Below are 11278 nucleotides of genomic sequence, written 5' to 3' on the forward strand. Positions count from 1 at the left end.
ACAGATGCGGTAATCGGCCGACCTCCGTACGATCGGGGCCGCATCAGAAGTATTCGACCTCGCCGTCCGGCGGTAAAGACGCCCACGGAAATGGAACAGCCAAGTCCGCGTGGCGCATTCGGGCGGTGGTCCGAGGAATTCGAATCCGCACCCTCTCCCCGCACGAGGACTCTCATGACGGATTTACTGACCGATCTCGCCATCGATTACGTCGAGTTGTATGTCGACGACCTCGACCGGGCGGTGTCCGCCTGGGTCGACGGCTATGCCTTCACGGTCGTCGGCACCGGCTCCTTCACCGGCCACCGCGGCATCGCCCTGCGCCAGGGACGCACGACCCTCGTGCTCACCGCGGCGACCTCGGCACAGCACCCCGCGTCCGCCTACGTCGCCACGCACGGCGACGGCGTCGCCGACATCGCCCTGCGCACCGCCGACGTGTCCGCGGCCTTCGCCGCCGCGCTGGCGGGCGGTGCGCAGCCGGTGCGCCGGCCCACCCGGCACGACGGCGACGGGCCGCGTGTCACGGCCGCCGTCTCGGGGTTCGGCGACGTGGTGCACACGCTCGTCGAGCGGGCCCCCGGTGAAGGTCCGGGGCTGCCGGCCGGGTTCGTGCCGGTCCCGGGCGACGCACCGGACACGTCCGGCGGCGAGGTGGGGCTCCTGGACGTCGACCACCTCGCGGTGTGCCTCGACGCGGGCGAGCTCGACACGACGGCCCGGTTCTACCAACGGGCCCTCGGCTTCCGGGAGATCTACCGGGAGCGCATCGTCGTCGGCGCCCAGGCGATGGAGTCCAAGGTGGTGCAGAGCGCCGTCTCCGAGGCCGTCACCCTGACGCTCATCGAGCCCGACCCCGAGGCGCAGCCGGGGCAGATCGACGAGTTCCTGAAGAGCCATCACGGGCCGGGCGTCCAGCACCTGGCGTTCTCCAGCGACGACGCCGTCCGCTCGGTGCGGGCGCTCGGGGTGCGCGGCGTGAAGTTCCTGAGCACTCCGGGGACGTACTACGACCTGCTGGCCGAGCGGATCGGTCTCAAGGCGCACACGCTCGAGGACCTGCGGTCGACGAACCTCCTGGTCGACGAGGACCACGGCGGCCAACTGTTCCAGGTCTTCACCGCCTCCACGCACCCGCGCCGCACCCTCTTCCACGAGGTCATCGAGCGCCAGGGCGCGCAGACCTTCGGCAGCTCCAACATCAAGGCCCTGTACGAGGCCGTGGAGCTGGAACGGGCGGGACGGCGTGCCGCCGACTGAGCGGGGCGGGCCGGGCGAGGCGCGGGGGCCGGGGACCTCCCGGGCCCTCGACGCGGCGCCCGGCCCGCGGGAGTGGCACGACCTGGACGACGTCGAACGCGCCGCGGCGGCCGTGCTGCCCCGCGAGGTGTGGGACTTCGTCGCCGGCGGCAGCGGTCGCGAGCTGACCCTCGCGGCCAACCGCGCGGCCTTCGACCGGGTCTTCGTCACGCCACGGGTGCTGCGGGACGTCTCCGGGTGCACGACGGACACGACGCTGCTCGGGCGGCCGGCGCGGGTGCCGGTGGTGGTCGCGCCGGTCGCCTACCAGCGACTGGTGCACCCCGACGGGGAGTCGGCCACCGCCCGGGCCGCCCGGGACACGGGTGTGCCCTTCACGGTCGCGACGCTGAGCAGCGTGCCCGTGGAGGAGGTGACGGCGGCCGGGGGGCGGGTGTGGTTCCAGCTGTACTGGCTGCGCGAGCGCGGCCGCTCCCTGGACCTGGCCCGCCGGGCCGAGGACGCGGGCTGCGAGGCGCTGGTGCTCACCGTGGACGTGCCGTGGATGGGGCGCCGGCAACGCGATGTGCGCAACCGGTTCGCCCTGCCCGGTCATGTGCGCGCCGCGCATCTGGCCTCCGGCGGGTCCTCGACGGCGCACCGCAGCGCGGGGGACGGTTCCGCGGTCGCCGTGCACACGGCGGAGGCCTTCTCCCCCGGGCTGACCTGGCGTTGCGTGGAGGAGGTGCGGTCGGTGACACGGCTGCCGATCGTCCTGAAGGGGATCCTCGCCCCGGAGGACGCGCTGCGGGCGGCCCGCCTCGGTGTCGACGCCGTGGTGGTGTCCAACCACGGCGGGCGCCAGCTCGACGGCGCGCTGCCCGGTGTCGAGGCGCTGCCCGCGGTGGCCGAGGCGGTCGGGGAATCCTGCGAGGTGCTGCTGGACGGCGGGGTCCGCGGCGGCACGGACGTACTCAAGGCGCTGGCCCTGGGCGCGTCGGGAGTGCTGGTGGGACGGCCGCCGGTGTGGGGGCTCGCAGTGGGCGGTGAGCCCGGGGTACGGCGGGTGCTCGACCTGCTGGCCGAGGAGCTGCGCGATGCGCTGGGGCTCGCCGGGTGTGCCTCGGTGGCCGGTGCGCGGGAGCTGCGGGCGGTGCGGTTGCCCTGAGCCAATACCTCATCCGCGAGTCAATACATCATCCGCGGGTCGGTGTAGTGCTTGAACTCCAGGAGGTTGCCGGTCGGGTCGATCAGGACCAGCGTGCGGTGTTCCTCTACGGTTCCCTCGAAGCGGGACCGCACCTCCTGGAAGACCGGCACCTTCCGCACCTCGACCAGGCGCAGCAGCGCGTCGAAGTCGTCGGGCGAGCGGAACGTCACCCCGAAATGCCGCGGGTACAGCCGGGGCCGGGCCGCGACGGGTTCGTCCGGTGAGTAATGGCAGACGAGTTGGTCGCCGAAGAAGTCGAATGTCACGCGGTCGGCATAGCGGCGGGCGAGCGGACAGCCGAGCAGCTGATTGTAGAACCGTGCGGCGGCGTCCAGATCGTGGGCCGGGACGGCGATGTGAAAGGCGTCTGCGGAATTCCTCACGGGTTCACCCCGCATTCCTCGGTATCCAGCAGCGTGTCGGCGCGCAGGCCGAGCCGTAGTGTTTCCACGGCGATGACGTCGGACAGGGCTACGTTGCCGAGATTGACGTCGCCGCCGACCCGTTTCACGAAATACGTCTGCAGCTTTTTCGTGGGCGCCTCGAAGATGAGCAGATCCGTGGGCACACCGGCGTCGAGCACGTCCTCGACGAGTCCGAACCGCAGCTCTCCGTCGGCCCGGCAGATGCCGCTGGTGCCGCTCTCGCGCGCCTCCAGGATCACCGAGCGTGCCCCCGCGTCCAGGTCGCGCCGTATCCCGGCGATCCACTGGCTCGGCGCGAACAGCTCGGAGCGGTGCGGGTCCTTGAAGCCCACTTCGGAGATCACCTCGAAGTCCGCGGCAAGCCGGGTGATGAACCGGGACTTGTCCTCGGGGGCCAGGTCGATGGTGCCGTCGGACACTTCCACGCGGTCGCAGCCGTGCTCCAGGCACAGGCCGCGGTAGTCCTCGAACCGGCCCCGCAGCACGTACTTCTCGAACAGGGTGCCGCCGAACATGTAGGAGATGCCGTGCTCACGCAGCACCTCCGTCTTGTGTTTGATGCCCGCGGTGACGAGCGCCGTCCCCCAGCCGAACTTGACCAGGTCGATGAGGTCTCCGGCGCTCTCCACGACGTCCTCGAACCAGCGCAGCGGTGCCCCCGGGTCGATGACCATCGTCCGCCCGCGGGTGCGGGGCTTGGGCTCGCGCGCCGGGAGCTCCAGCGGGCGGTGCGCGGCCGGCGGGGTGAGGGGCTGCGAGGTGAAGGACTGCGGTGTGCGGGACTGCGGCATGATCTGCCAACTCCCTTGAGTGGTCTCGGACTTATCGACATCGGAACTCTGCCGCGAGCCGGCTCTTGTGGACCTTGCCCAGAGCGGTGCGCGGCAGGGCCTCGACGACGTGGATCTCCTGCGGCAGCTTGTACGGGGCGAGGCGCCCGGCGAGGAAGGAGACCAGGCCGGCGCGGTCCGGGTCGTCCGCGACGATCCACGCGGCGACGCGCTGCCCGAGCCGGTCGTCGGGCACGCCGACCACCGCCGCCTCCAGCACGGCCGGATGGGCGAGCAGCGCGTCCTCGACCTCGCCCGCGCCGACCCGGTAGCCGCCGCTCTTGATCAGGTCGGTGTCCTTGCGGCCGAGCAGCCGCAGCGATCCGTCCGGCAGCCACTCGCCCAGGTCTCCGGTGCCGAACCAGCCGTCGGCGTCGACCGCGGGGCCGCGCCCCAGGTAGCCGGAGAACAGCCCGCTGCCGCGCACATGGACCTCGCCGCCTACGCCCGGCCCGTCCGTGCCGCCGGTCCCGTCGGTGTCGTCCAGCCGTACCTGCATCCCCGGGACCGGGTGTCCCACCGAGCCCGCCGGCAGGTCCGTGCGCAGGTCCGCCGGGCGCGGGGAGGCGATGACGAGGGTCTCCGTCATGGCGTACCGGTTGAGGATCCGGTGCCCGGAGAGCCGCAGGACGCGCTCCGCGACGGCGCTGGGCAGCCGGTCCGCGCCGGACACCAGCAGCCGGGCCGGACGCAGGTCCGTCAGGTCGGCCGCGCCCAGGGACCCCCACAGGGCCGGCACGCCGAAGTAGATCGTGGCGTGCGGCACGGGGGTGAGGTAGCGGCCGGTGTGCACGAGCGGGGAGCCGATGCGCAGGGGGCCGAGACCGCCGAACACGAGGCCGTGCACATGGGACAGCGGCAGCGCGTGCGTGAGTACGTCGTCCGGGGTCCACTGCCAGAGTGCGGCGAGGGCGTCGAGGCTCGCGGCGATCGCGCGGCGCGGGAGGACGACGCCTTTGGGCGGTCCGGTGGAACCGGAGGTGTACAGGATGAGCGCGGGCGTCCCGTCGGGGGGCGGTTCGGGCGGCAGCGCGTCGCGGCCGGTGAGGTCGGGTTCGTCCAGGACGAGGTCGACCCGGGCGTCACCCAGGACGTGCGCGCGTTCGTGGGCCCCGGCCGTCGGGTGCAGCGGGACCGCGGCGGCCCCGGCCGTCAGGACGCCGGCGACGGCGACGACGGTGGCGACGCTCGGGCGGGCCACCACCGCCACCCTGCGGGCCCCGGCCACGGACCGCGCGAGCGCGCCGACGGCGCCCGTGAGCTCGTCCCCTTCGAGGCGCTGCCCGGCCACGTCGATGCGGGCCCGGCCCTCGCGCAGCGCGGGCAGCAGTCCCGCTGTGCCCGCGCCCGCCATGTCCTCCCCCCGCACGGCCACGGCCTACTCGACGGGGCCGGTGACGAGCGCCGCGACCGCCGCGACGAACTCACCGAAGGTCGGGTTCTCCCAGATGTCGCGCACGCCGCCCAGCTCCACCTGGTACGTCTGCTCGATCGTGGTCATCACGTGCAGCGCCGCCAGCGAATGGCCGCCGAGGGCGAAGAAGTCGTCCTCGTCGGCCACTTCGGGCACCTGCAGGGCCTCGCACCACAGGGGCGCCACGACATCCCGTACGGCCGTCAGGGTCGCCTCCCGCGTACCCGCAGCACCTTGCTCCATCACGCCTCCTCCAAGTCGTCGTCGCCCGGCCGGCCGGGCTCGTGCAGGGTGATCGCGCCGGACGGGCAGCGGTCCGCGGCCGCCCGCACCGCCGGCACCAGGCCGGCCCGGGGTGCGGGGTCGACGAGCAGGACCCGGCCGTCCCGGTCCGACTGGTCGAAGACGGCGGGGACGTGGGCCAGGCACATGCCGGAGCCCACACACCGGTTGCGGTCGACCTCGACGCGCGGTCCGGCCGTTCGGATGTCCGTCTCGCCGAACTCCGTCCTCTCCCCCATCTGCTGCCTCTCTCCGTGTCGTCGCGCCGAATGGTGTGCCGCGCCGCCGCTCATGTGGCCTCCTCCCGCCCGTCGTTCACCAGATGACCGGCAGCCGGTCCACTCCGTGGGCGAGCGCGTGCACCCGGAACGGCACCGTGGCCGCGGGCTCGGCGAGCCGGAGCCCCGGGAAGCGCCCGAACAGGGCCGGATAGCCGACGCCCAGCAGCATGCGGGCGAGGGGCGCGCCCAGGCAGTGGTGGATGCCGTGGCCGAAGCTGACGTGGGCGGTGGGCTCCCGGGTGATGTCGAAGCGGTCCGGTTCGGACAGCAGGGCGGGGTCCCGGTTGGCCATCGGCAGCGAGCACAGGACGTACTCGCCTTCCTTGATCAGCTGCCCGCCGACGGTGACGTCCTCGCGGGCGATGCGGGGGGTCGGTGCGTGCGGCACCGTGAGATGGCGGAGCAGTTCGTCGACCGCGCGGTCCACCGCTCCGGGGTCGTCCCGGACGGCCGCCAGCTGCTCGGGGTGTTCGAGCAGCAGCAGCGTCCCGAGGCCCAGCATGCCGGAGAGGTTGTCGAGGCTGGCCAGCACCAACAGGACGCACACGCCGCGCAGTTCCTTGTCGGTGACGTCGTCGCCGTGCTCGCGCACCAGCATGCCGAGGAAGCCGTCGTCCGGGGCGCGGCGCTGCCGGGCCACCATCGCGGCGATGTACCGGGAGAGGAGTTCGCCCACCGCCGCTCGCCGGCCGCGTCCCTGGCCGGCGGCGAGGAAGCCGTGGGCGCGGCGCAGGAACTCGTCGCGGTCGTCGCGGGGCACCCCGATGAGCTCGCACAGCACGGCGCCGGGTACGGGCAGCGCGAACGCCGGCACCAGGTCGGCGGGCGGGCCGGCCGCCGCCAGCGCGTCGAGGCGTTCACCGACGATCGTGTCGATGCGCGGCCGGAGCCTGCGGATCCTGCGCAGGGTGAACTCCGGGGTGAGGATCTGCCGCAGCCGGGTGTGCTCGGGCGGGTCGTAGTCCATGAGCTGGCCGATCATCGGGTCGGGCCGCACACCGGCGTCACGGCCGGTCACGGTCCTCGACCCGAAGCGGCGCCGGGTGGAGAAGCGCACATGGTCGCCGAGGACCTGCCGGACCTCGGCATAGCCGGTGACCAGCCAGACGGACTTCCCGTCGGTGCCCGGCCCCACCTCGACCCGGGTGACGGGGCCGCGGGCGGCGAGGTCGCGCAGGGCGGCCGCCGGGGCGAACCGGTCCCGGCGCGCGTAGACGAGCTGGGGCTCGGCCGCGCCACGGCCGGCCGCCCGGGGTGCGGCCGGTGTGTTCGCGCCGGGCGTGGCTGCCTGGGACATGGCTCCTCCTGCCAGGTGACGGGCTACCAGGTGACGGGCAGTGTTTCCACGCCGTACGGGGCCTGCGGCCGGAACTGGATCTCCTCCGCGGGGACGGCCAGTTGCAGCGCGGGGAAGCGGCGCAGCACCGCCGGATAGGCGCTGCGCAGTTCCATCCGGACGAGGGACGCGCCGATGCAGTAGTGGATGCCGTGGCCGAGCGCCACGTGGGAGGTGGCGTCCCGGGTGATGTCGAGGCCGTCCGCGGTGCCCTCCGGGGTGCCGCGGTTGGCCGCGATCAGGGAACAGGCCACCCGGTCACCGGCCTTGATCACCTGGCCGCCGAGGGTCACGTCCTCGCGTGCCGTGCGCGGCGTCGCGGTCGGGATCACCGAGAGGTAGCGGATCAGCTCCTCCACCGCGTGGTCGGTCAGCTCCGGCCGGGCGCGGAGCTGTTCGAGCTGGCCCGGGTGTTCCAGGAGGGCGAGGACGCCGAGTCCCAGCATCGCCGCCACGTTCTCGACCCCCGAGCCCATGACGAACGCGCCGAGCCCGACGAGTTCCTCGTCGCTGACGTCCGCGCCGTGCTCGCGCACCACCCTGCCGAGGAGGTCGTCGCCGGGGTCGCGGCGCTTGCGTGCCACGAGCCGGGCCATGTACGCCAGGTAGGCGCCGCCCGCGGTCACCTGCGTGCGCCGGCCGCGGAACGCGGGGCGGCCCACCTTGAGCAGCCGCGCCAGGTCGGCCCGGTCGTCGCGCGGCACACCGAACAGCTCGCACATCACCAGGCCCGGAACGGACCAGGCGACGTGGCGCATGAAGTCGGCGGGCCGCCCGGCCTTCTCCAGGGAGTCCAGGCAGTCCTCGACGATCCGGTCCACGGCGGGTTCGAGGCCCCGCATCCGGCGGACGGTGAACTCGGGGGCGAGCAGTTGCCGCAGCCGGGTGTGCTCGGGCGGGTCGTACTGCACGAGGTTGCCCACCTGGGCGGGCCGCCCGCTGTCGCCGGGCAGCCGGGTGCTGAACCGTTCCGTGTCGCCCAGGACCGCGCGCACCTCGTCGTGCCCGGTGACGAGCCAGCCGGTGCCGGCCGACGGGTCGTCGGAGAGCCGGGTCCGGGTCAGCGGCGCCCGTGCGCTCAGCCGGGTGAGCTCGGGCAGGGGGTCCAGACGGTCACGCCGGTTGTGCATCGAGAGGTCGGTCGGCCGCGCCATGCCCGCATCCCCTCACTCGCCCGCGCCATCGCCGGTGCGCGCCGCCCGGCCCGTCTCCTGCCAGAACATGCCGTCCGCGGACGGCACCAGGCCCCCGCTGAACAGGGGCGCCTCCGGTTCGGCGTCCGCGCCGAGCAGGGCGCGCATCTGGACCTGGCCGCCCTCCTGCATCACCTCGCGCACGACCGACGACTTCATCAGCGGCACCATGCTGTCGTCGGCGTCCCCGGCGAGCGTGCCGACCGCGTCGGCGAACTCCGCGGAGCCCGCCGCGAGCCGCTTGGCGACGACGTCGGCGTCGGTGAGGACCTGGTCGCCCGAGGAGACCCCGCCGATCAGTTCGACGAAGGACTGCAGCTCGGGCCGGTCGGTCCGGGTGACCTTCTTGGCCTGCCAGAAGTAGGAGTCCTCGTCGTGGTGCATCTCGTAGAACGACAGCAGGAACTCGTAGAAGACGCCGTACTCGCGCCGGTAGCGGGCCTCGAACTCCCGCATCGCGCGCGGCTCGTCGACCAGCCCGGCGAGCACGCTGTTGATGGAGCGGGCCGCGAGCAGCGCGCTGTACGTGGCGAGGTGGACGCCGGAGGAGAACACCGGGTCGACGAAGCAGGCGGCGTCGCCGACCAGCACCATGCCGGGGCGGGAGAACGTCGTGTGGTGGTACGAGTAGTCCTTGCGGACGCGCAGTTCGCCGTACGGTCCGCTCGTCACCCGCTGGGCGTCCGCGAGGTACTCGGCGATGAGCGGGCACTCGTCGACCAGCGCCATGAGCGCCTTGTGCCGGTCGCCCTGGATCTTCTCCGCCATCTCGCGGCGTACGACCGCGCCGACGCTGGTGAGGGTGTCGCTGAGGGGGATGTACCAGAACCAGCCGCTCGGGAAGGCGACGGACAGGATGTTGCCGGAGTTGGGTTCGGGCAGCCGCTTGCCGCCCTCGAAGTAGCCGTACAGGGCGAGGCTGCGGAAGAACTCCGAGTACTCGCGGGTGCCGCCCACCCGCTGGTACACGCGGCTCTTGTTGCCGGAGGCGTCGACGACGAACCGGGCGAGCGCCCGGCGTTCGGCTCCGTCGGCGTCGGTGTACCGCACCCCGCGGACCCGCTCGTCGCCGTCGACGACATCGACGACGGCGCAGCCCTCGCGGACGTCGGCGCCCACGCGGCGGGCGTTGTTCAGCAGGATCTCGTCGAAGCGGGCGCGCTCCACCTGGTACGCGTAGGACGTCGGCCCGGACATGCGCGGGGAGACGGAGAAGGAGAAGGTCCACGGCTCCGGGTTGGCGCCCCAGCGGAAGGTGCCGCCGCGCTTGCGCGGGAAGCCCGCCTTCGCCAGCTCCTCCGCTACCCCGGTCATCCGGCACACGCCGTGCACGGTGGACGGCAGCAGCGACTCACCGATCTGGTGGCGGGGGAAGAACTCCTTCTCCAGGACCAGCACCCGGTGTCCCTGCATGGCCACCAGCGCGGCCAGGGTCGATCCGGCAGGTCCTCCGCCGACGACCACCACGTCGAATTCCTCGGATTCCGGCAAGGTCATCCCCCTTCAGCTTTGTTGGCTTTTTCCCGCACCGGGGATTCACCCCTCCCGGCCGTGGAATTCCGACTGCTTGTGCGAGTCTCGTAATGACGGTGTCCGACCGTCAAGCGTGTCCATTTCCGGTGGGACGGCCCGACGGTGGGACCGTTCGACGAGCGAAATCAGCGGCCCGGTGAGGAACGTGGTCACCAGCGCCATCAGCACGAGAATGGTGAAGAGTTCCCGGCCGATGATCCCGGCGTCCAGTGCGACATTGAGGACGATCAGTTCCGTCAGGCCGCGGGTGTTCACCAGGGCGGCGACGAGCGTCGACGCGTGCCGGTCCATGCCGCTGATCCGTGCCGCGCCGTAGGCGGGCAGGACCTTGCCGAGGACGGCCACGGCGAGGACGAGGGCCAGCAGGGCGCCGCCGTCGCCGTCGACGGAGCCGATGTTGAAGGACAGGCCCGTCGTGACGAAGAACAGCGGCAGCAGCAGGCCGGCGCTCTCCTCCATGGGCCGGAGCACGTCGGCGTCGGGCACGCCGTCCCTGCGGGGCATCGCGATGCCGGCGAGCAGGCCGCCGAAGACGGCGTGCAGGCCGAGTTCCGCGGTGGCCCAGCCGCTGCCGAGAGCGAGTGCCAGGGCGAGCGTGCGCTGGTTGGCCCGCAGCGTGCCCGACCGTTCCAGCCACCGCGCCAGCAGCGGCCGTACGACGAGGAAGAGCGCCGCCACGAACACCGCGCTCAGCAGCAGCGTCATCGGCCAGGCGAGCCGCGTCGCGTGGCCGGTGCCGACCAGTGCGACGGCGAGCACGAGCCACGCCACCACGTCCATGAGTCCCGCGGCCGCGGTGGCCACGCTGCCCGCCGGGGTGCCCGCCAGGCCGCGCTCACGCACGATGGCGGCCAGCACGGGCAGCGCGGTGACGGACAGGGCGACCGCCATGAACAGCACGAACGACCGGCCGGCCGCGTCGTCCGGCCGGACCGCGGCGAAGAGCCCCGGAAAGCCTCCCGCCAGCCCGGCCCCGAGGCCCGCCGGGACCAGGAACGCGCACAGCGCCACCGTCGCCGAGGCTCTGCCGCCCCGGCGCAGCTGCCGTGGGTCCATCTCGTACCCCACCACGAACATGAAGAGCACGATGGCGACCTGGGACAGGACGGTGAGGTACGGCAGGACGTCCGGCGGGAAGAGACGGTCGGTCAGGTCGCCGGGCAGCCGCCCGAGCAGGGTGGGCCCGAGGGCGATCCCGGCGACGATCTGCCCGATGACCACGGGCTGCCCCAGGCGGCGTGCCAGGCCGCCGAGGAGCCGCGAGGCGACGACGATGAGAGCGACGTCGCCGATGGCGACGGCCGCGATGGACTCGGTGTCCATCCGCCTCAGCGCATTTCCTCGACCAGGCTCTTGGGCCGCATGTCGGTCCAGTTCTCCTCGATGAACTCAAGGCATTCCCGGCGGCCGGCCTCGCCGTGGGCGACGGTCCAGCCCTCGGGTATTTCCGCGAAATTCGGCCAGAGCGAGTACTGGTTCTCGTCGTTCACCAGGACGACGAATGTGCCGTTCTCGTTGTCGAAGGGATTCGTCAT

General features: G+C 72.8%; 12 protein-coding genes. 2 read left to right on the forward strand and 10 right to left on the reverse strand.

Annotated elements, in window-relative coordinates:
- Window positions 1-174 precede the first annotated feature (174 nt).
- Window positions 175-1260 carry a 4-hydroxyphenylpyruvate dioxygenase gene (gene hppD / locus ACIBU0_RS12930; protein ID WP_398816070.1) on the forward strand — a complete coding sequence of 362 codons (1086 nt, stop codon included), beginning with the start codon at window positions 175-177 and terminating at the stop codon, window positions 1258-1260.
- An 82-nt stretch (window positions 1261-1342) separates the two neighbouring features.
- Window positions 1343-2407 carry an alpha-hydroxy acid oxidase gene (locus ACIBU0_RS12935; protein WP_398816903.1) on the forward strand — a complete coding sequence of 355 codons (1065 nt, stop codon included), beginning with the start codon at window positions 1343-1345 and terminating at the stop codon, window positions 2405-2407.
- Between the two features lie 20 nt (window positions 2408-2427).
- On the opposite strand, the gene ACIBU0_RS12940 is transcribed toward ACIBU0_RS12935, so the two are convergent.
- From ACIBU0_RS12940 to ACIBU0_RS12985, 10 genes are all read right to left on the reverse strand, one after another.
- Window positions 2428-2832, reverse strand: a complete 405-nt coding sequence (locus ACIBU0_RS12940) for a VOC family protein (protein ID WP_398816073.1) — start codon at window positions 2830-2832, stop codon at window positions 2428-2430.
- Complete coding sequence (locus tag ACIBU0_RS12945; protein ID WP_398816076.1) at window positions 2829-3665, reverse strand: phosphosulfolactate synthase; 837 nt, start codon at window positions 3663-3665, stop codon at window positions 2829-2831. The genes ACIBU0_RS12940 and ACIBU0_RS12945 overlap by 4 nt, the downstream gene beginning before the upstream one ends.
- A gap of 31 nt (window positions 3666-3696) precedes the next feature.
- Complete coding sequence (locus ACIBU0_RS12950; protein WP_398816079.1) at window positions 3697-5079, reverse strand: AMP-binding protein; 1383 nt, start codon at window positions 5077-5079, stop codon at window positions 3697-3699.
- Window positions 5080-5082: 3 nt separating this feature from the next.
- Complete coding sequence (locus ACIBU0_RS12955) at window positions 5083-5361, reverse strand: phosphopantetheine-binding protein (RefSeq protein WP_398816082.1); 279 nt, start codon at window positions 5359-5361, stop codon at window positions 5083-5085.
- Window positions 5361-5639 (reverse strand): ferredoxin, encoded by a 279-nt coding sequence (locus ACIBU0_RS12960; RefSeq protein WP_398816085.1) that lies wholly within the window; start codon window positions 5637-5639, stop codon window positions 5361-5363. Before ACIBU0_RS12960 ends, ACIBU0_RS12955 begins: the two co-directional genes overlap by 1 nt.
- A gap of 76 nt (window positions 5640-5715) precedes the next feature.
- Window positions 5716-6978 carry a cytochrome P450 gene (locus ACIBU0_RS12965; RefSeq protein WP_398816088.1) on the reverse strand — a complete coding sequence of 421 codons (1263 nt, stop codon included), beginning with the start codon at window positions 6976-6978 and terminating at the stop codon, window positions 5716-5718.
- 23 nt (window positions 6979-7001) lie between these two features.
- On the reverse strand, window positions 7002-8171 hold the full coding sequence (locus ACIBU0_RS12970; protein ID WP_398816091.1) for a cytochrome P450: 1170 nt from the start codon (window positions 8169-8171) through the stop codon (window positions 7002-7004).
- A 12-nt stretch (window positions 8172-8183) separates the two neighbouring features.
- Window positions 8184-9707 carry a tryptophan 7-halogenase gene (locus tag ACIBU0_RS12975; protein WP_398816094.1) on the reverse strand — a complete coding sequence of 508 codons (1524 nt, stop codon included), beginning with the start codon at window positions 9705-9707 and terminating at the stop codon, window positions 8184-8186.
- Window positions 9708-9746: 39 nt separating this feature from the next.
- Complete coding sequence (locus ACIBU0_RS12980; RefSeq protein WP_398816097.1) at window positions 9747-11066, reverse strand: cation:proton antiporter; 1320 nt, start codon at window positions 11064-11066, stop codon at window positions 9747-9749.
- 5 nt (window positions 11067-11071) lie between these two features.
- Window positions 11072-11278, reverse strand: a complete 207-nt coding sequence (locus ACIBU0_RS12985) for an MbtH family protein (protein ID WP_398816100.1) — start codon at window positions 11276-11278, stop codon at window positions 11072-11074.

The sequence above is a fragment of the Streptomyces sp. NPDC049627 genome (genome assembly GCF_044465645.1).
Classification (GTDB): Bacteria; Actinomycetota; Actinomycetes; order Streptomycetales; family Streptomycetaceae; genus Streptomyces.